The sequence below is a fragment of the Candidatus Binatia bacterium genome (assembly GCA_029243485.1).
GTDB lineage: Bacteria > Desulfobacterota > Binatia > UBA12015 > UBA12015 > VGTG01.
The window spans coordinates 13,784-32,665 of sequence record JAQWRY010000073.1; the positions used below are offsets into that span (position 1 = coordinate 13,784).

Annotated in this window: 18 protein-coding genes; 8 read left to right on the forward strand and 10 right to left on the reverse strand. The window is 64.8% G+C overall.

Going from position 1 to position 18,882, the window contains the following annotated elements; translation table 11 throughout:
• Positions 1-10: 10 nt before the first annotated feature.
• On the reverse strand, positions 11-754 hold the full coding sequence (locus P8R42_20940; GenBank protein MDG2307066.1) for a phytanoyl-CoA dioxygenase family protein: 744 nt from the start codon (positions 752-754) through the stop codon (positions 11-13).
• 133 nt (positions 755-887) lie between these two features.
• On the opposite strand from P8R42_20940, the gene P8R42_20945 reads away from it, so the two are divergent.
• Positions 888-1,517 carry an NUDIX hydrolase gene (locus P8R42_20945; GenBank protein MDG2307067.1) on the forward strand — a complete coding sequence of 210 codons (630 nt, stop codon included), beginning with the start codon at positions 888-890 and terminating at the stop codon, positions 1,515-1,517.
• Between the two features lie 7 nt (positions 1,518-1,524).
• Here the strand turns inward: P8R42_20945 and P8R42_20950 are convergent, their stop codons facing one another.
• From P8R42_20950 to P8R42_20965, 4 genes are read right to left on the reverse strand one after another with little or no spacing between them, the layout of a single operon-like run.
• Positions 1,525-2,217 (reverse strand): hypothetical protein, encoded by a 693-nt coding sequence (locus P8R42_20950; GenBank protein MDG2307068.1) that lies wholly within the window; start codon positions 2,215-2,217, stop codon positions 1,525-1,527.
• 49 nt (positions 2,218-2,266) lie between these two features.
• Positions 2,267-2,806, reverse strand: a complete 540-nt coding sequence (locus tag P8R42_20955; protein MDG2307069.1) for an SRPBCC domain-containing protein — start codon at positions 2,804-2,806, stop codon at positions 2,267-2,269.
• Entirely contained in the window at positions 2,803-4,344 is a 1,542-nt protein-coding gene (locus P8R42_20960; protein ID MDG2307070.1) for an alpha-amylase family glycosyl hydrolase, read from the reverse strand. The genes P8R42_20955 and P8R42_20960 overlap by 4 nt, the downstream gene beginning before the upstream one ends.
• 10 nt (positions 4,345-4,354) lie before the next feature.
• Positions 4,355-5,638, reverse strand: coding sequence for a cytochrome P450 (locus P8R42_20965; GenBank protein MDG2307071.1), 1,284 nt, complete (start codon positions 5,636-5,638; stop codon positions 4,355-4,357).
• 174 nt (positions 5,639-5,812) lie between these two features.
• On the opposite strand from P8R42_20965, the gene P8R42_20970 reads away from it, so the two are divergent.
• The 7 genes from P8R42_20970 to P8R42_21000 all read left to right on the forward strand — a co-directional run bounded on the left by P8R42_20970 (position 5,813) and on the right by P8R42_21000 (position 13,316).
• Positions 5,813-7,024, forward strand: coding sequence for a DUF362 domain-containing protein (locus tag P8R42_20970; protein MDG2307072.1), 1,212 nt, complete (start codon positions 5,813-5,815; stop codon positions 7,022-7,024).
• Between the two features lie 72 nt (positions 7,025-7,096).
• The gene (locus P8R42_20975; protein ID MDG2307073.1) at positions 7,097-8,821 is read left to right on the forward strand and encodes an amidohydrolase family protein; all 1,725 of its coding nucleotides are present in this window, start codon (positions 7,097-7,099) and stop codon (positions 8,819-8,821) included.
• Between the two features lie 13 nt (positions 8,822-8,834).
• On the forward strand, positions 8,835-9,863 hold the full coding sequence (locus tag P8R42_20980) for a TauD/TfdA family dioxygenase (protein MDG2307074.1): 1,029 nt from the start codon (positions 8,835-8,837) through the stop codon (positions 9,861-9,863).
• A gap of 55 nt (positions 9,864-9,918) precedes the next feature.
• Positions 9,919-10,797, forward strand: coding sequence for an LLM class flavin-dependent oxidoreductase (locus P8R42_20985; protein ID MDG2307075.1), 879 nt, complete (start codon positions 9,919-9,921; stop codon positions 10,795-10,797).
• A gap of 154 nt (positions 10,798-10,951) precedes the next feature.
• Positions 10,952-11,140 (forward strand): hypothetical protein, encoded by a 189-nt coding sequence (locus tag P8R42_20990; protein ID MDG2307076.1) that lies wholly within the window; start codon positions 10,952-10,954, stop codon positions 11,138-11,140.
• Between the two features lie 72 nt (positions 11,141-11,212).
• Entirely contained in the window at positions 11,213-12,016 is an 804-nt protein-coding gene (locus tag P8R42_20995) for a DUF2470 domain-containing protein (protein MDG2307077.1), read from the forward strand.
• Between the two features lie 97 nt (positions 12,017-12,113).
• On the forward strand, positions 12,114-13,316 hold the full coding sequence (locus P8R42_21000; GenBank protein MDG2307078.1) for an amidohydrolase family protein: 1,203 nt from the start codon (positions 12,114-12,116) through the stop codon (positions 13,314-13,316).
• Positions 13,317-13,338: 22 nt separating this feature from the next.
• On the opposite strand, the gene P8R42_21005 is transcribed toward P8R42_21000, so the two are convergent.
• From P8R42_21005 to P8R42_21025, 5 genes are all read right to left on the reverse strand, one after another.
• Complete coding sequence (locus tag P8R42_21005) at positions 13,339-14,241, reverse strand: alpha/beta hydrolase (protein ID MDG2307079.1); 903 nt, start codon at positions 14,239-14,241, stop codon at positions 13,339-13,341.
• 81 nt (positions 14,242-14,322) lie between these two features.
• Positions 14,323-15,873: an NAD(P)/FAD-dependent oxidoreductase gene (locus tag P8R42_21010; protein ID MDG2307080.1), complete on the reverse strand. Its 1,551-nt coding sequence runs from the start codon at positions 15,871-15,873 to the stop codon at positions 14,323-14,325.
• A gap of 14 nt (positions 15,874-15,887) precedes the next feature.
• Complete coding sequence (locus P8R42_21015; protein ID MDG2307081.1) at positions 15,888-16,532, reverse strand: TetR/AcrR family transcriptional regulator; 645 nt, start codon at positions 16,530-16,532, stop codon at positions 15,888-15,890.
• 64 nt (positions 16,533-16,596) lie between these two features.
• Complete coding sequence (locus tag P8R42_21020) at positions 16,597-17,409, reverse strand: hypothetical protein (GenBank protein MDG2307082.1); 813 nt, start codon at positions 17,407-17,409, stop codon at positions 16,597-16,599.
• 164 nt (positions 17,410-17,573) lie between these two features.
• Positions 17,574-18,881, reverse strand: a complete 1,308-nt coding sequence (locus tag P8R42_21025; protein MDG2307083.1) for a DUF1552 domain-containing protein — start codon at positions 18,879-18,881, stop codon at positions 17,574-17,576.
• Between the last annotated feature and the right edge of the window lies 1 nt (position 18,882).

Genomic DNA, 18,882 nt, shown 5'->3' on the forward strand with positions numbered 1-18,882 from the left:
CTCGGCGTCGTCAGCTCAGATCGAGTCGCCGCTCGGCGAAGGGTGGATCGACGCGCGTGCCGTCTTTGAGAACCCAGGGTCGGTCGTCGTAGGGCTCGCCGGTCGTGAAGTTCTTGGCGTCGGCACGGCCGTACTGCATCACCCACGCCCGTCGTTGTCTGTCCTCGGTTTGGTTGCCGACGGTCTGGTGCAGGAGGAGGGTCGAGAAGAGCAGTGTGTCGCCCGCCTTGGCCGGGAGCTCGACCGCGTTCGAGTCGTCGACGCCCGGGACGTAGAAGTGCACGGTCTCGAGGACGTGTTCGCGGGCGCCGTTTTTGTGCGAGCCCGGTAGAACTTGAAGGCCGCCGTTTGCGAGATTGGAGTCGTCCAAGGCGAGCCACGTAGTGAGGAACTCGGGGCAGCCGCCCGGGTGGTAGCCGTTGTCCTGGTGCCACGGGATGAGGCTCCCGGAACCCGGGGCCTTGTTGATGCCCTGGTCCCACCAGAAACGGACGTCGGGGCCGATGACCTGCGCGACGAGCCCGAGCATCTCGGGGTGGTTCACGAACGTGCGCAGCGTGGCGCTGCGGAAATTGAGCATCGCGCGGTAAGGGTACACGCCGTCTGTCTCGTTGCCGAGAGTCTGCGCTTCGAACGTGACGAGACGGTCATACTCGCCCGAGATCGTCGCGAGTTCGTCGTCAGTGAAGATTTGCCCGACGTTCACGAAGCCTCGCTCGCGGAAGGTCTCTAGGTGCTGGGGAGTGAGCTTCATGTCTTCGTCGTACTCCGCCCGCGGCAGGAGCGCCAGGCATGGATTTCCTGCCCGAGTTGCGGCGCGGGCAGGGCCGGCGAGAGCAAGCGAGGCGTGGCGGCGATTTGCGAATCATGACATTAGTTTAGAGCCTATGAGTGACGCGTTGGTTCCGCCCTGGTTACGATTCGTCCAGCAGGTTCAGTCGATCGCGCAGATGGGGCTGCACTACACGGACGGCGAGCACGACCGCGAACGGTACCGGCAGCTCCTCGAGCTAGCCGCGGAGATGGGCGCCCACGGAAGTGGGGACTCGGTAGAAGACGTGCGCGGCGTCTTCTCGCGGGAGCAGGGGCCATCGACGCCGAAGGTCGACGTGCGCGCCACGGTATTCCAGGACGATGGCGTGCTGCTCGTGCGAGAGCGCAGCGATGGGCGCTGGTCGCTGCCCGGTGGGTGGATCGACGTCGGAGAGTCCGCCAGCGAGGCCGCCGCCCGCGAGGTCCGCGAGGAGACGGGCTACGAAGTCCGGCCCACTCGGCTTCTGGCCGTCTGGGACAAGGGCAAGCACGAGATGCGGCAGGACGCGTTCCACATCTACAAGATCATCTTCGACTGCACGGTCGAGTCGGGAGAGGCGCGCACGAGTTTCGAGACGAGCGCAGTGGCGTTCTTTCCCGTGACGGAGCTACCGGAACTCTCGTTGCATCGCGTGATCGAGCCTCAGATTTTCCGGCTGTTTGAACTCCACCGGGATCCGGAAGCCCCGCCCGACTTCGACTGAGACAGTCTTAGCCCTCGATGCGCATCTCGATTCGTCCCATCGGTCCGAAGTCGACGTGAAAGAGATCGCCCGGTGCGGCCTCGACCGGCTGGATCAGCGAGCCGCAGAGGATCCAGTCGCCGCCGTCCAGTCGCTCGTCGTAGCGTTCGAGAAGAGCGGCAGTGCCGAGCGCGATCGGGGCGGGGTCGTTGAGCGCAAGTTCGGGCACGGCCTCGGCGACCTTCTCGCCGTTGCGGTAAACGACCGGGAATTCGGGCCCGATCGGGTAGAAGGCACTGTGGGCACCGGCGACCCACGAGCCGGCATGGAAGAAACTGTGGGCCGAGATGCCCGCGAGTCCGCCGTCGTTGGGGAGTGCGTAGTCGACGATTTCGATCGCTGGCGCGTAGCCCTCGATCGACTCGGCGGCTTCCTCCGCGGTGGCGAGGGAGGGGAGGCTGGTGCCGAGGCGGATCGCGATCTCCGCTTCGAGGTAGATCTTGCTTTCGCTCGATGCCTGGAAGATGGGTTCGTCGAGGACACACTCGGCGGGTAAGGCGCCGAGCACCCAACCATCGAGGCCGAGGTCTTTCTGGACGGCGGGCACATTGAGGGCGACCTTCCAGCCGACCCGCTGCAAGCCCCGGTCTTGTTCTGCCCGGACGCGCGCGAATTGGCTCATCATCCCGGCGTCGAGTTCCCTGACGGTTTCTTCTTTCATCGCGTTGGTTGACGACGGTAGCACGAACCGGCGCAGCTTGCTGAACGGGCTACAGCCTCGGCTGCTCGGCTCTTCCCTTCAGTGCCTCATTCATCTTGACGAACGACTCGTGGGTGGCCTTCTGAATGTCCGGCGCGCGTTCGCGCAGGATGCGAGCGAGCAGGCCGCGGAACTCCTCGCGCTGAATCACGAGTGAGCGCTCGTCGCCGATCGCTTCCACGACAAAGGAGTGATCCGTATCCAGGATGCCTGGGATCCCGACGCGCCCGCGCCACCGGAGCTCCCTCGGCTCGAACGTCACGACGACGGGGTGCACGGTGAGCGGTTCCTTCCAGGTTCGCTGCGAGAGCGTCGCGGAGATCGTCTCGCCCGGACGGACCGGCCCGACGATTTCCAGGAGGTACGGGTTCCACTGTGGGTAGGCATCGGTGGCGGCGAGGATCTCCCACACGCGCTCCGCCGGGGCCTCGATCTCGAGCCGGTGCTCCACCGCGTATTGGACCTGGGAACCGAAGATCAGCAAGAGAACCACGAACACTGCGAGCGCGGTGGCCGCTAGGGCTCCGAGAACGACCGCGACCCTCTTCATGTCGTCGGTCGTAACAGGACGGCCTGAAGTGTGTCGAGTGCCCCGGTGAAGACCGCGCCCTCTCCCGCTCCATCGCTCGAGACTTCGACCGTGGTGTCCGGTGGGAACCCGACGGCGGCAGCTGTCTCCTCGAAATTGATCAAGATGATCCGTGCGTCGCCGTCGACGGAGCGGCGATAGCCGAGGACGCCGCGGGGAAGGTCGTCGAGCAGTTCGAAGTCGCCTGCGGAGAGCGCGGGTGAGGCGCGCCGGGCCGTGAGCAAGCGGCGGTAGAGCTGAAGCATGGAGTCGGGCGATTCGCTCTCCGCCTCGACGTTCCGCAGATCGGCGTCTGGGGGCAGAGGCAGCCAGGCGGGATCGGGCCAGCCGTGTCCGGCGGCGCGCGTCCACGGCAGGGGAGCACGGCAGCCATCGCGCCCGCCGGGATCGACCACGCGGTCCGCCGGTACCACCGCATCTTCGAGGCCGAGCTCTTCGCCCATGTATAGGAACGGAGTGCCGCGCAAGGTGAGAAGGAGAAGCGCTGCGGCGCGCGACCGCGGCTCGCTGCCGAGCCGCGTCCGGTGGCGCGGCCAATCGTGATTCGACAGGACCCAAGTCGGCCAGGCACCGACCGGGTCGAAGGCGGCCGCGACCTCTTCGAGACAGTCGCGCCACTTTTCGGCCTTCCACTTGAGGAACATCGGCGGGAAGTTGAACGAGAGGTGAAGGCCGGCGCCGTCCGCGTAGTACGGCGCGATCTTCTGGGTGTCCATTAAGAAGACCTCGCCCACGATCATTCGCTCGCCCGGATAGGAGTCGAGGAGTCGTCGAATGCCCCGGAGGTGCTCGATCGTGCGTGGGTCGTCGTTCAGTGCGCAGTGCGGGATCTTTGCGACGCGGTCTGCGACGTCGAGGAGGGCAGGGTCCTTCCCGATGTTGTGCACGACGTCGGCGCGGAAGCCGTCGACACCTCGATCGAGCCAGAATCGGAGGGTGTCGTGCATGGCGGCCACGACGTCGGGATTCTCCCAGTTCAGGTCGGGCTGTTCTGCGAGGAACGAATGCAGCCAGTACTGGCCGGAGGCCTCATCGAGGGTCCAGGCCGGGCCGCCGTCGGAGAAGGCGCTGGTCCAGTTGTTGGGCGGCGAGCCGTCGGGTTTCGGGTCGCGCCAGACGTACCAGCTACGTTTCGCAGCGTCGCGCGAGGAGCGCGAATCCAGGAACCAGGGATGATCGCTGGAGGTGTGCGAGGGGACCCAGTCGAGGATCACTCTGAGGTTTCGCGCGTGAGCCGACTCGACCAGCGCATCGAGGTCGGCAAGCGTGCCGAAGACCGGATCGATGTCGCAATAGTCGGAGACGTCGTACCCAAAGTCGCGCATCGGTGAGCGAAAGATCGGAGACAGCCAAAGGGCATCCGCGCCGAGGCCGGCGATGTGGTCGAGGTGCTGGCGGATCCCCTCGAGTTCCCCGACGCCGTCGCCGTTCGAGTCCGCAAACGAGCGCGGATAAATCTGATAGACTACCGCGCGTTTCCACCAAGGCTGGCCGCCCACCGGCTCGTCCTCAGGCGGCCTTCGGCGTGAACTCGCAGGACAGGTGCTTGATGCCGTGGATGAAGTTCGACGCGAGGCGATCGGGCTCGCCGTTGATCTGCAGATCCGGGAGGCGCTGGAAGAGCTCGCGGAAGAAGACGGTGATCTCTCGTCGCGCCAGGTTGGCGCCGAGGCAGAAGTGCGGCCCGGGGCCGCCATAGCCGACGTGCTCGTTGGGGGTGCGAAGAACGTCGAAGCCGTAGGGGTTGTCGAACACGAGCTCGTCGCGGTTGCCCGAGTTGTAGAAGAGGATGACCTTCTCCCCCTTCTCGAGCTTCTGGCCGCCGAGCTCGCAGTCCTGGGTCGTCGTGCGGCGCATGAAGATGACAGGCGAGGCCCAACGCACGATCTCCTCGACCGCGGTCGGCGCGACCCGGTCGAAGTCTCCCTGGAAGAGCGCTCGCTGCTCCGGGTAGTCGCACAGCGCCTTCATTCCGTGGCTGATGGAGTTGCGGGTCGTTTCGTTGCCGGCGACGACGAGCAAGATGAAGAAGCTTCCCATGTCTTCATCGCTCATCTTGTCCCCGTCGACGTCGGCGTGAACTAGGGCCGACGTGATGTCGTCGGTCGGATTCTCGAGCCGGAGCTTTCTCATGTCCTTCATCAGAGCGACGAGGTCGGCGCCCGCACCGAGGAGCGCGGGGATGATCTGCGTCGGATCGGCGACGTACTCGGGGTCACCGGCTCCGAGGATGATGTTGGTCTTCTCGAAGACGAACGCGTGTTGGCTTTTCGGAATGCCGAGCATGTCGCACACGATACGGATGGGGAACGGCGCGGAGAGGTCGGTTACGAAGTCGCACTCGCCCTTCTCGGAAACGGCACCGATGATCTCGGCGGCGGCGTGTTCGACGTCATGTGAGACGCGCGCGAGCTGCTTGGGCGTGAAGCCCGACGAGACGAGCTTTCGCAGCCGCTGGTGGCCGGGGTCGTCCATGTTGATCATGCCGCCGAAGAACTCGAGGAACGGTGGCGGTAGGTTCGGGATGCTGGTCGCTCCCTCGCGCGAACAGAAGATCTCGGGATTGCGGCTCGCCTTGAGAATGTCTGCATGACGCGACACGGCCCAGTAACCCGCACCGGGCGGCACGATCCCCACGCTGAGTTCCGAGTAGTCGAGTTCCTTGTGGAACGACATGGGGCGTTCTCGGCGGAGCATCTGGAAGGCGCCTTCGCGCTCCGCCCACGGCCGCACCCAGAATTCGGGAGCGGAGAGATCGATCTCCTCCAGAGTAAGAGCTTCCACGGGCTGCATAGGCATGTTCTCCTGCGAGGTTCCTGGCCCGACGTCGGGCGCTCCCAGGACACCTACGGGCCGAGCGGTCGCTCGCCAAGGGCCATGGGCAATTTTTGAGCAAACGGCCGTTCTGACTGACCGATGGGTTGCTCGACCGGGCCCATCGGCCCGGCTTCGTGCTAGAATGCGGGAATGATCAGTCGACGACGGTTCAACCAGCTCGGCGCAGTGGGGATTGCTTCCCTGGCCCTTGCGAAAACCGGTGCTCGCGCCGCTGCGAAGCCGCGCACGGTGGACGATTTCAGCTACTCGGACGCGCCGGCACGTCCGGTCGCGCTCGCGGGTGTGCCGCGTGGCTCGGATGCTGATGCGACGACGCAGGCCGTCCGGAAGGCCGCCCTGGCCGCGACCGACTTCTCGTGGCTGAGCCGCGGCGATTCGGTGTTGATCAAAGTGGTCTGCAATTCGGGGAACGACTACCCGGCAACGACGGATCCTCTCGCCGTTCACGCGATGGTGACCTTGCTGAAGGAGAGGGGTGCCGGGCGAGTGATGGTCGGCGACATGTCCGGCGTGCAGTTCCTCCGCTTCAGCAAGGACCGTCTCTCGGGGAGCAGTCGCGAGTTGATGACGGGCAACGGACTCGTCGGCGCCGCGCAGGATGCGGGAGCCGAGGTCGTTGCGTTCGAGGAGGCTGGGTGGGACGGCTTCTTCGAGGAAACCCCGGCCGAGGGCGAGAACTGGGCACGGCCGCTCATGATGCCGAACGTCCTGCTCGAGTCCGACCACGTGATCCTGATGCCGCGTTGCTCGCGTCATGTCCTGGCGGGTAGCACTCTGGGGTTGAAGGCGGCCGTCGGCTGGTGGCGTCACGATTCGCGGCTCGAGTACCACCACGATGCGGCGAGCTTCTCGAAGAAGACCGCGGAGTCGAACACAGCACCAAGCTTGCTCGCGAAACAGCGCCTCGTGCTGAGCAGCGCGACGAAGGTGCTCACGACCTTCGGCCCCGATGAGGGCTACATCGCCGAACCCGACACCGGCCTGGTCATGGCGAGCCCTTCGGTCGTCGCGCACGACATGGCCTCGCTGGCCTGGCTTCTAGACAACCAGCAAACGGCGACCCCGGCCGAGGCGCGCGAAGGCGTGATGAACGACCCGAACCAGAGCGAGCTCGTCGTGAACGTCATCAATCGCTTCATCAATTTCTGGCTCGACGGCGGCCTCTCGAGTCCCTTCACCGCACAGACCCTCGAGCGCTACGACCTCGACACGATCTGGGATGATAGAGTTCTCGCACGGGCGTTCGAAATCTCGGGCGGCGTGCCGCATATCGAGTACGAAGCGCTGGACGTCCCGGACGCCTTACAGTCCCGGCTTTCGGGGGCCACGGTTCTCAGCTGAGCCGCAGACACATCCCGCTTTGCATTCGGGGGGCAGGCTCCTAGTCTAGGTTCTGCGGAGGGAGACCGTTCCATGGAGAAATTCGATCTGGTGATTCGCGGCGGCACGCTCGTCGATGGCACGGGCGGCGACCCGGTCGAGGGCGACGTCGCGATTCAGGGCGGCGTCATCGCGGAAATTGGGAAGGTCGCAGGGCAGGGCCGCGAAGAGATCGACGCCCGTGACCTCCTGGTCACGCCGGGCTTCGTCGACATCCACACCCATTACGACGGCCAGGCCGTTTGGGGCCCACGGCTGACGCCGTCGTCCTGGCACGGTGTCACGACGGTCGTCACGGGGAACTGCGGTGTCGGATTCGCGCCGTGTCGCCCGAACGATCACGATCTTCTGGTCAAGCTGATGGAGGGAGTCGAGGATATCCCGGCTGTCGTGTTGGCCGAGGGCCTCGATTGGAGTTGGGAAAGTTTCGGGGAGTTCCTGGATCGACTCGAAACCCAGCCGCACGATATCGATTTCGCAACGCAAGCGCCGCACGGCGCGATTCGCGTGTACGCGATGGGAGAGCGCGGAGCCGACCGCGAGCCGGCCACGCCTGACGACATCGCCGTGATGGCGCGTCTCGCGCGCGAGGCCGTCGAGGCGGGCGCGCTGGGCTTCACCACGTCCCGTACGCTGAACCACCGGAGCAGTGACGGTCGCCCGACGCCGACGCTCACGGCCGAAGAGGACGAGCTTCTCGGCATCGCGATGGCGCTCAAGGATTCCGGGCGCGGCGTGCTGCAGGTCGTGTCGGACTTCGCCGATGCGAAGGCCGAGTTCGGGATGCTCCGCCGCCTCGTCGAGCAATCGGGACGACCGCTCTCGATGAGCATCGTCCAAGATGACCGTCGCCCGAACCAGTGGCGCGACCTGATCAGTTGGATCGGCGAGGCGACCGACGCGGGACTGCCCATGAAGGGGCAGGTCTGTGGCCGCCCGGTAGGCATCGTCCTCGGGCTGGAGTGCACGCTGAACCCGTTCCTGCTTCACGCCGCCTACCGCGAGATCGGGCGTTTGCCGCTCGCCGAAAAGGTCGCGCGGATGCGAGACCCTGAAGTGCGCCGTTCGATCCTCGGTGAGAAGCCGTCGGCGGAGAACGGATTCCTGCACAACATGCTGACGAACTTCGAGCGGATCTTCGAGCTGGGCGACCCCCCGAACTACGAGCCGCGTGTCGAGGACAGCATCGCTGGCAAGGCGCAGGCGGCCGGACTCGCGCCGATCGAGTGGGTCTACGACCGCTTCCTCGAGAACGACGGGCACACGCTGCTGTATCTCCCGTTCCTGAACTACGCGGACAAGTCCCTCGAGCCCTCCCTCGAGATGATGAAGCATGCGGACACGGTCCTCGGTCTCGGTGACGGGGGTGCTCACCTGGGTACGATTTCGGACGCGAGTTTCCCGACGACCATGCTCACCTTCTGGACGCGCGACCGCACGCGCGGCGACAAGCTGTCGGTCCCGTTCGTGGTTCGCGCACATACCCACGAGACGGCCGCTGCGGTGGGCCTGCGCGACCGCGGGCTGCTTGCTCGGGGATATAAGGCCGACGTAAACCTGATCGACTACGACGCGTTGACGCTGCGCCCGCCGCACGTCGTTCACGATCTGCCGTCCGGCGGACGGCGGCTCGTGCAGACGGCGGAGGGGTACCGCGCCACACTGGTCTCGGGGCAGGTGATCTACCGCGACGGTCAACCGACCGACGCGTTGCCGGGCAAACTGATCCGCGGCGCTCAGTCGCGACCCGTTACGTGAGCAGGAGAGTCGAATGACGACCGAGCCCCGAATCCTGGAGGCCGCGAGCGAATGGCACGCGGACGATGTTGCCGACGAAGCGAAGTGGATCGTCCGTTTCGATGACGCGGAGGTCGAGGAACTCGACGCGGCACTACGCCACGCGCTCCGCAATGCGGGCGACCTCCTCGACATCGATCGTGCCGCGTTTCCGTTGCCGGGCCTTTCGGCTCGCTTGAAGGACGTCGAACGAGAGCTGATCGAGGGGCGCGGATTCGTCCTTCTCCGAGGCATCCCGCGAGAGCGCTACACCCAGGCGGAGATGGAGACCCTGTACTGGGGTATCGGAATGCACCTCGGCCGACCGTGGCCACAGAACAACAAGGGTCATCTCCTCGGCGACGTCCTCGACCAGGGGAAGACCGGTGCCGAGAGCAACTCGCGGGGAAACGAGATCGGTGGGGCAACGCCGTTCCCGTATCACTCCGACGGATCCGATCTGGTGGGCCTCATGTGTTTGCAGAAGGCGCAGAGTGGGGGCCTTTCGACGGTCGCGAACGCGGTTTCGATTCACAACGATCTGCTCCGTGAACGGCCCGACCTCGTGGCGGAGCTCTACGGCCCGCTCCCCTACGACTTCCGCGGCGAGCAGCCCGAGGGCGGACGGAAGTGGTACACGATGCCGGCGTTCACCGAGCACGCTGGTCGCCTGTTCGTTCGCTACATCCGGCCGTACATCCTGTTCTCGCAACGTCACGACGATGCACCGCGGATTTCGGAGAAGCAGGAAGAGGCGATGCGTCGAGTCGACGCGATGACGCAGGACCCAGGCTATAACGTCTTCATGGATCTCGAGCCGGGCGACATCCAGTTCGTGAACAACTATCATGTGCTGCACGCACGGACGACGTACGTCGACGACCGCGAGAGCGGACAGGTGCGTCACTTGAAGCGTCTGTGGCTCGAGACCGAAGTGCTCGACGATCGGCCGCCGCTGTTCCGCAACAACGTGGGCTCCGATTGGGGCAAGAACCGAACGGTCAGTCGGATCGGCGTGAACTAAGGGGCCTGATGAGGGCTGGCTGCGGGGAGCGGGTCCTTCCGGTAGGGCATCTTCGATGAAGATCAGCATCTGCGTCCCTTACGCCAAGCCCGAGTACAACCGCGCGACGACCCTCGACTGGTGTCGCATGGCCGACGAAGGCCCGTTCGAGAGCCTGGGTTGCGGCGAGCGCATCATCTCGCACACCCAGGACATGCGGGTGATCCTCTCCGCTGCGGCCGCACTGACGCAGCGCGTGAAGATCGTTCCGTCGCTGTACATCCTGCCGATGCACTCGGCGGTGCGCGTCGCGAAAGAGCTCGCGACGATGGACGTCCTCTCAGAGGGCCGGGTGATCGCCACAGTCGGCGTAGGCGGCCGCGATCACGACTACCGGGCCGTCGGCTCGCCTTTCGAGAAGCGCCTCAAGCGGCTCGACGAGGGCGTCGCTACGATGAAGAGGACCTGGGCCGGGGAGCCGCCGTTCGAGGGGACCGATCCGGTGGGGCCGGTCCCGTTCCAGAAGGGCGGGCCGCCGGTCTGGTCGGGGGCCATGAACCCGAAATCGATCGCCCGCTCGGCGAAATGGGCCGACGGTCTCTACGGCTTCACGATGAACGGCGACGCGGGGCCGGCGCGCCAGCAGTTCCAACTCGCGCTCGAGGCCTGGAAGGCGCAAGGGCGGGGGCGTCCGTACCTCGCCACTGGTTTCTGGTGTTGTCTGGCCGACGACGCCGACGCGCGGCTCAAGAAGTACGTTTACGACTACCTCAAGATCGCCGGCGACGAGATCGGGAAGGCCGTCGCCGACATGATGTACACGTCGAATGAAGACGCCGTCAGGCGGTGTCTCGACGCTCTCGAGGAAGAAAGTTGTGACGAGTGTTTTCTCGTTCCCGCGACCGCCGAGTTGGTCGAGGTCGAGCGCCTCGCTGAAATTGTCGTGAAGCGTTAGGGGTCTGTCTGAATCAATCGATTGGTTTCTCCGGTAATCAAACGACCGAATGCGACTAATCGATTGATTGAATCAAACGAATGGTGGTTTTTTATTGCTTGCACCCACACCCTAAGTAGTCCGCTAATGATCGCGCCAACCAAGGGGGGAAATGATGACCTCGAACGCGATCGCAGACAGATGGCAGTGTGAGTACGCAAAGTCGCTCCGCAAGCTCGCCGAAAAGGGCGTGCCCCGCGGGCGCAGTGACGAGGCACTCCTCGACATCGTGCGAATCTCGCTTCAGATTGCTCGCGATGCCTTCAAGCGGCTCGAAGGGAGACGCACCGACATCCACCAGTAGGCCCGCCATGGGGGAGGGCTCCCGCTCGACGCTTCCAAGCGTTAAGCTCACGTCTCGCAAAGGAGACTACCTGTGAGCAACGACGCGCATTCCCGCCCCTCGGGAGAAACCGAGGAGCTGCTGTACGACCCCGACGTTCCGACTCCGACCCATGGGGAACGGGCCCGGACGTTGGTCGCGGCGATCAAGACCGGCACCCTGTGCACGATCGCCAAAGAGCCCGCCGGCTATCCCTACGGCTCGTTCGTCACGTTCGCGATGGACGGAGGGGCCCCGGTGTTCTTCATCAGCGAACTCGCCGAGCACACGAAGAACCTGCGACTCGACGGCCGGGCCTCGCTGCTCGTCGCCGAGGGCGGCGAAGGGGATCCACTCGCGAATGGGCGCGTTACGCTGCTCGGGGCCTGTCGTCGGCTCGACGACGGACCCGACCGCAATGCCGCAAAGGCCGCGTATCTCGAGGCGCACCCAAACGCCTCGTATTACATCGACTATTCCGACTTCTCGTTCTGGCGCCTGGACGTCGAGGGCGTGCGCTACATCGGCGGATACGGTCGGATGTCGTGGGTCGATGTTCCCGACTGGAGCGGTTCGGACTCGGATCCGATCGCCCCGCTTGCGCGGGGGATCATCGATCACATGAACGCCGATCATCAGGAGGCAATGGTGAGCTACTGCCGCGTCTTCTCGAAGGCGGCCGACACGACAGCGGCTACGATGACGAGTGTCGACCGCTACGGATTCGAGATGTCCGCCGAAACGGGGAAGGGCCCGCGCCCGATCCGCCTCGCGTTCTCGGCGCCGATTTCGACGTCGGATGAGGCGCGTAACGAGATGGTCGAGCTCGTGCGCCGTGCACGCGCGGCACCGAGCTGACGCTTTACTGTCTGCGCCTCCTTGAACGTTCGTTTAGGTCAATCACTTGACCGAATCGGCCTCGATTGCGATCGTCTTCTCGGAGGAGGCTTGTTTAATGGCAACGGAGACCAACGACCCCTACGTACTGATTTCGGCGGACTGTCACGCCGGTGCGCGTATCAGCGGCTATCGCGACTATCTCGAGGAGAAGTACCTCGAGCGATTCGACGCGTGGCGCGAGAAGTATCGGAACCCGAACCGGTCCCATCTGAACAAGAAGAAGGACAAGACCTGGGGCGGTGAGGAGCGGGTGAAGGACCTGGAGTCGCAGGGGGTCGTCGCCGAGGTCCTGTTCCCGAACAACGTACCGCCCTTCTTCCCGCCCGACGGGATCGTGGTCTCCCGACCGCCGACGGCCGAAGAGTACGAGCTGCGCCTCCAGGGAGTCCGCGCGCACAATCGCTGGCTGTCGGACTGGTGCGCTGACTACCCGACGCGCCGTGCCGGTGTCGGCGTCGTCCTTTTGAACGACATCGACGACGCACTCGAGGACATCGAGTGGATCGCCAAGCATGAGCTCAAGGGTGGCGTTCTTATCTCACAGGTTGCAGACGATACCGACCTCGAGCCGTTGTACTCGCCGGTTTACGAGCGCATCTGGGCGGCGTGTCAGGACAACGACCTCATCATCCACCAGCACTCCGGCGGTGGCTGCCCCAACTACGGGAATCATCCGGCGTCGAGCATGGTGTGGGTCTACGAGATGTCGTGGTTCGCGACGCGCGGGCTCTCGCACCTGATTCTCGCGGGCGTCTTCGAGCGGTATCCGAAGCTGCGTTATCTGATCAGCGAGTCGGGCTGTGCGTGGGTGAAGCAGACCATGGAGCACATGGATCACCTCTGGAAGCAGATCGCGAAGGCGGGGAGCACCGGGGAGGTCGACTTCACGGGGCGCGGCGTCACGAAGGAGCCGCCCAGCCACTACGCCAAGACGAACTGCTGGTACGGGGCGAGCTTTCCGCGCCCGGCCGATCTGGCCGGCCGGCACCTCGTCGGCCTCGAACACGTTCTGTGGGGCGCGGACTACCCGCACTACGAGGGGACGTATCCGTACACTATGGAATCGCTCCGCCTCGCGTTTTCCGACATCGATCCGAGTGAAGTCCGGATGATGGTCGGCGAGAACGCGGCGAAGTTCTTTGGCTTCGACATGGAAGAGCTGAAGACTTACGCGGCGACCTGTGGGCCCACCGTCGACCAGTTGCGCGAGCCGCTTCTCGAGAAGCCGAAAGACGCGACGAGCCCGTGCTTCTGGTGAGTCGCCGAGCCGTTTCGGCGCCTTAGTTCGGTCGTAGGTGCTGGTTCAGAAACTGCGCGATCTTCTCGACGGCGTCCTTCGACTCTGGGACCATGTCGCCGAAGGCTTGCCACACGTGAACCATCTCCGGCCACACCTCGAGCTCGACGGTTCCCCCGGCCGCTCGGGCCTTCTGGGCAAAACGGGTCGAGTCGTCTCGTAGAATCTCGGCTTCGCCCACCTGAAGGAGAAGGGGCGGGAGTCCCTTGGGATCGCTGAACAATGGCGATGCGGTCGGCGTGTCCTCTGCCTTGTCGTCGCCGAGGTACCAGCCGGCCATACGGAGGAGGCCCGGCATGTTCACGATCGGATCTTCGTCGGCCTTTGTCGTGTTGGATTCGCCGATGCCGGCGAGATCGAGCCACGGAGAGAGGCCGGCACCGGCGGCGGGGAGCTCGTCGCCCGCGTCGCGCAACGCGAGGAGTGTTGCGACCGTGAGACCGCCGCCTGCCGAGTCGCCGGCAATCGCAATGCTTGCCGCATCGAAGCCTTCGGCGCGCAGGAAGCGGTATGCGGCGACGGCGTCCTCGACCGCGGCCGGGTGCGGATGCTCGGGTGCGAGCCGGTAGTCGATGATCAGCACGCGGGCGCTCACGTCGCGCGAGAGGCGGGCGGCCAGGGAGCGGTGCGTGTTGATGGATCCGAGCGCGTAGCCACCACCGTGCAGGTACAGGACTGCCCGGTCTTCGCGTGCTCCGGGCATCGAAACCCACTCCGCAGGGATGCCGCCGGCATCGACCGGCGCTGCGGTCATTCCTTCGGGCGCGGGCATCGAGGCGGTCATTGCCTCCATCCCCTGGCGAAGCATCTCGAGGGGGGCCTCGGGGTCGAGCGGGGGCATCGAACCGAGGAGCTGCAGGATCATGCTGAATTCATTGCTGGCCATGCATGGGTGATACTCGACGGAACCGTGTGGGTACAGTCCGAGTGGCGGCTTTCTCGCCGCTGCGCGCCGAATCTCGAGAGGTTAGGCCGCCGTCGCCTCGCGCGCTTCGGCCGGGGCCTCGGTTGTGACGCACTCGTAGTCGCGGGCTTCGAAGTGGCCCGCGCCTGCGACGTACTCGAAGGCCGGGCCCGGGTACAGGGAGTAGTTGCTCCCGTCGGGATTCAGGTACCAGCTGTTGCAGTTCCCCCAGGCCATGTGGGGCATGCGGGCCTGAATCTTGTCGTTGTAGTGCCCTTGCGTGTCGGGCCGCACGTCGACGTAGCGCAAGCCTTCGCTTCGGATCTTCTTGATCGCACCGAGCGCGTGCCGCATCTGCGCCTCGGTGAATACGAGCACCGAGGTGTGACCGGGGCCGGTGTTCGGCCCCATAATGATGAACCAGTTGGGGAAGCCGGAGACGGATACGCCCTTGTAGGCGACGGCGCCATCTTTCCATGCGTCGCTGAGGGGGCGTCCCTCGAGCCCGAAGATGGGGAAGGGCGCGTTCGAGAGGCCGAGGTCGAACCCGGTTGCGAAGACGATCGCGTCGACCTCGTGCAGAGTTCCGTCCTTGGTGCGAATGCCGCCGGCTTCGATTGCGAGGATCGACTCACACTCGAGCTCCACGTTCTCGCGTTCGAACGTCGCCCAGTACTCGTCCGAGATTAGAATCCGTTTGCACCCGAACTGGAAGTCCGGCGTGAGCTTCTTGCGGAGAACGGGATCCTTCACCTGGCCGTGGAGGTGTCGGATCGAGATCTGTTCGCCGCGTTTTGAGAGACGCGGCGAGTTGAGGTACACGATCGGGCCGAAGAGCTCGCTCATCCAATACTTGAAGGACCGGCTCAGCTGAAGGAGGAGCGGGAAGCGCTCGAAGAGGCTCTTCGTGCGCTCGGAATACTCGCCGTCGAACTTCGGGACGACCCAGGCGGGGGTGCGCTGGAAGACTTGGAGCTTCTTCACCTTGGGGGCGATCGCCGGAACGACCTGCACCGCGCTGGCCCCGGTGCCGATCACGGCGACGGTCTTTCCTTGTAGGTCGTATTCGTGATCCCAGCGGGCGGTGTGGAAGGTCTTTCCCTCGAAGGATTCGATGCCGGGAATGTCGGGTAGCTTGGGGTCGACGAGGCCTCCGACGCCTGAAACCACGACTTGCGCCGTCACGGTTTCGCCGTCCTCCGTGCGCAGCGTCCAAGTGCCGGATCGCTCGTCGAATCGCGCCTCCTCGATCTCGACTTCGAATCGCAGGTGTTCGCGGAGCTTCCACTTGTCGACGAGGTCGAGCAGATACGACTGGATCTCGTTCGAGGGGGAGAACTTCCGGCTCCAGGTGGCCTTCTGCTCAAAGGACAGGGAGTACGCGTGTGACGGAACATCGCAGGCGGCGCCGGGGTACGTATTGTCCCGCCAGGTTCCGCCGACTTCGCTCGCGCGTTCGAACATCGTGAAGGAGTGGATGCCGGCCTTCTTCAGTTGGATCGCCATTCCGATCCCACTGAAGCCGGCGCCGATTATCGCGACGGACAGATCGGTTTTGGTCGGGGTGTGTTCGTCGGCGGCGTAGCGGCCGTTCTGTTCGAGATGTTCGATCATCTGGTTTTCTCCGGTCAGGACTTCCGTCGCCGGCTCTGTTCGAGTCCGCCGCGAAAGAGCTTCATGTACGCGGCGACGACCACGTCGTCGCCCGGGTACGCGGTGCCGTCGATCCCTTCGATCATCTGGTCGAGGAAATAGTGGGCGCCGGTGATGAGGTACGCGGTCGCGGAGATGTCGTCGTCCGACATGGGGCGAAGCGTGCCTTCGTCGACGCCTTGTCGAATCGCCGCTCGTTGCAGCTCGACCCATTTCGCGAGGTTCGCGCGGTAGATTTCCGGGTGGTGGTGGCGGACCTGCTCACGGAGGCGAGCGTGCGAGGGGTGCTCGTGGATGAAGCGCAGGTAGGCGCGGATGCCGGCTTCGCCTCGGGCGAAGAGGTCGCCTTCGTCGGCTCCGGCGAGAACGACGTCGCGCTGAAGCTCGGTTCCGACGCTCTGCATGACCTCCCGGAGCAGCTCTTCCCGGGATCCGAAGTGGTAGCTCACATTGCCGACGGCGACGCCGGCCCGGCTGGCTACGTTGGACAGCGAGACCTCGTGGAATCCGAGTTCCTCGGCCGCATCGCGGACCGCAGCCAGGATCTTCCCCCGGGTTTCGGCGGTTTTGGCGTAGTTGCCCCGCTTTTGGAGCTTGGGGCCTGTCGCAGTCCTCGGCATCGCTTCAATTTTGAATACTGATCTAAGTTTCAAAATTGGCAATGCCGAGGAGGGCGAACGGTCGCTAGGGTTGCACGAAGTAGCTGATGCTCGGGCCGAACATCTCGTTCTCCGTCGTGACCCCACCCACGATGGGGCAGGCGTTGCAGAACCCGTCGCCCGCACCCGGGGTGCTGTCACAGGCCGCGTCGTCGCCGGCACCGTCGACGCCGTTGTTGAATAGCGCGCAGAACTTGAGCCGGCGTTCTTCGGGGTCCTCGGAATCGAATGCGAGCGGTGGATCGAAGTACTTCTGTAGCGGGTCGCTGTAGACGTAGCTGTCGTAGATGTGTTCTCCGCTGGGCAGCTCGTACCAGAAGTGCTTGCCGTGTTTGTGGGTGGGTGAATTCATGCCGGTGAAACGGGCACCCTGCGGGAGCAGCGTCGTGTCACACATGACCTTCTCGGTATGGGGGAGAAGGTAATTCTCGCGTCCGAACTGGGCTTGCTGAGTGCCGCTGAACGTAATGGGATTCACTTCCGGAGCTGCGCGGGAGCCACTGCTGGCTTCCACCGGGCCGGCGCAGACTCCGGAGCCGCAGTTGCCCGCGTCTAGGGGATCGCAAGACTGGTCGGCACCGCCGCCGCCCATGCAGGCCCAGTTCGAAACCAGGGAGGGGTCGACGTCGTTCCCGCCGAACGTGTCGATCGGGATCTGCATCAGGAGGTGATGGCTGCTCGGGTCCTGTCGAATCTCGAAAGCGTTGGTGTAGAAGAACTTCCCGTCGTCGGTCTTGTCCTCGTCGGGGATCTGATTGGAGGAATTGCAGTAGGTGACGAAGCAGACTTCGTTCTCCGACGCGGCGGGATGATCCCACGGAGGCAAGACGAATTGCATACCTTCGTCAGGCGCGGGCGGTTCGAGGGCGCTTGGACGAGGCCCGCGTGCGAGGCGTAGGCTCGACGGTCGAGCCCGCCGGAGGAACTGGTCCCACCGCCCCCTGCGCATCCCGCAACGACCGCCAGCCCGGCCGCCACACTGAGTTGGAGTTCAGATCACGGTCAGATTCCGAGGCCGGGGAGGCCGCCTGTGCCGTGGCCGGAATAGCCGTAGGTGCTGATGGGGACGTCCATCGACCTGGCGATCGAGACGAGGAGCTTCGTGTGAGCCTCGTCTTCGAACTCGAGAAGGCGTCCGTTCTGGAACTCGGCGGATGCGCCGGCGAGTACGAACGGGCAGCGGCGGTGATCGTGCAGGTTGCTGTCGCCGAGCTCGGAGAACAGAAGCACGCGGGTGTGGTCGAGGAGGTTGCCGTCGCCACTCGGGTCGGGACGCGCCTCCAGGGATTGCAGCAGTTCGGCAAATCGTGCGGTGAACCACTGTTGGCTCGCGATGAAGTCCTGCGCGCTGGTCGAACTCGGATTGCCGTAGTGGCTCGCGTCGTGATGCCGTTGCCCGGCGCCGGCCCAGCTCAGGTGCGTGGGGCTCACCGGGTGCGACCATTGAAGCGAGGCGACGCGCGTGAGGTCGCACGCGAGAGCTTCCACGATCAGGTCGGTCTGGAGCTTCCCGACCAGTACGAAGTTCTCCTCGCGATCATAGACCGGAGGATAGCCGTGCCACCCGGAGGGAACGGTGAAGCCTTCGGGGTTCCAACCGGAGGGATCACAGGAGACGCCGGCTGCGGCCTCGAGCCGTTGCTCGACTTCCCGCAGGGAATCCAGGTGGCGCTCGAGCTTCTGCCGCTCGGTCGATCCGAGTTGTGTCTGAAGCGCTTGGAGCTCGGCGCTCGCGGTGTCGAGTATGGGCAGGCGTGGGTCCCCGGCCCCCGGCGGCGGAGTGGTGCCGTCCCCGAAGATGCGCTCGTAGGCGTTGATGGGGTTGTCTTCGGGCGAAACCGGCGAGCCCGAACTCAGGAACGAGAAGCCGCCCGAGCCGTTCTCGTAGTTCGCTCCTACGCCGAGGTAGAGCGAAGGGAAAGCCGTCGCGCCACCGATCTGTTCGGCGAGGAAGTCGTCGAGAGATTGCGCGGCGTTGCCGGTCAGCACCTTCCGGACGCCGCCCTCGTGCGTGGCACCTCCCTCGAACATCTGAAGCCCGGACAAGAACGTGCAGTGCTGTTGTACGACGGAGAGCGGCTGCGTCATCGCCGGCAGAGTGAAACTGAACTCGCTACCGGTGGGATGCCATAGGTCGGGGATACACCCGTCGGGGATGTAGATGAAGATCGTGCGCTTCGCGGCCGTAGCGGCGCGCGCCGCCCGCACGAGGCTAGTCAGCGAGAGCGACGTGGCCATGCCCGCGATGGCGAGCCCCTTCAGGAAACTGCGACGATCGAGTCGGCGGTTCGTGAACGATGGGCGGTTCATT

What these genes read in the sequence shown, in the direction of transcription:
- P8R42_20980 (MDG2307074.1), top strand. Translation starts at nt 8,835, where the DNA reads ATGACGACCGAGCCCCGAATCCTGGAGGCCGCGAGCGAATGGCACGCG.
- P8R42_21025 (MDG2307083.1), bottom strand. Translation starts at nt 18,881, where the DNA reads ATGAACCGCCCATCGTTCACGAACCGCCGACTCGATCGTCGCAGTTTC.
- P8R42_20965 (MDG2307071.1), bottom strand. Translation starts at nt 5,638, where the DNA reads ATGCAGCCCGTGGAAGCTCTTACTCTGGAGGAGATCGATCTCTCCGCT.
- P8R42_20945 (MDG2307067.1), top strand. Translation starts at nt 888, where the DNA reads ATGAGTGACGCGTTGGTTCCGCCCTGGTTACGATTCGTCCAGCAGGTT.
- P8R42_20950 (MDG2307068.1), bottom strand. Translation starts at nt 2,217, where the DNA reads ATGAAAGAAGAAACCGTCAGGGAACTCGACGCCGGGATGATGAGCCAA.
- P8R42_20940 (MDG2307066.1), bottom strand. Translation starts at nt 754, where the DNA reads ATGAAGCTCACTCCCCAGCACCTAGAGACCTTCCGCGAGCGAGGCTTC.
- P8R42_20970 (MDG2307072.1), top strand. Translation starts at nt 5,813, where the DNA reads ATGATCAGTCGACGACGGTTCAACCAGCTCGGCGCAGTGGGGATTGCT.
- P8R42_21005 (MDG2307079.1), bottom strand. Translation starts at nt 14,241, where the DNA reads ATGGCCAGCAATGAATTCAGCATGATCCTGCAGCTCCTCGGTTCGATG.
- P8R42_20985 (MDG2307075.1), top strand. Translation starts at nt 9,919, where the DNA reads ATGAAGATCAGCATCTGCGTCCCTTACGCCAAGCCCGAGTACAACCGC.
- P8R42_21015 (MDG2307081.1), bottom strand. Translation starts at nt 16,532, where the DNA reads ATGCCGAGGACTGCGACAGGCCCCAAGCTCCAAAAGCGGGGCAACTAC.
- P8R42_21010 (MDG2307080.1), bottom strand. Translation starts at nt 15,873, where the DNA reads ATGATCGAACATCTCGAACAGAACGGCCGCTACGCCGCCGACGAACAC.
- P8R42_21000 (MDG2307078.1), top strand. Translation starts at nt 12,114, where the DNA reads ATGGCAACGGAGACCAACGACCCCTACGTACTGATTTCGGCGGACTGT.
- P8R42_20955 (MDG2307069.1), bottom strand. Translation starts at nt 2,806, where the DNA reads ATGAAGAGGGTCGCGGTCGTTCTCGGAGCCCTAGCGGCCACCGCGCTC.
- P8R42_20990 (MDG2307076.1), top strand. Translation starts at nt 10,952, where the DNA reads ATGACCTCGAACGCGATCGCAGACAGATGGCAGTGTGAGTACGCAAAG.
- P8R42_20975 (MDG2307073.1), top strand. Translation starts at nt 7,097, where the DNA reads ATGGAGAAATTCGATCTGGTGATTCGCGGCGGCACGCTCGTCGATGGC.
- P8R42_21020 (MDG2307082.1), bottom strand. Translation starts at nt 17,409, where the DNA reads ATGCAATTCGTCTTGCCTCCGTGGGATCATCCCGCCGCGTCGGAGAAC.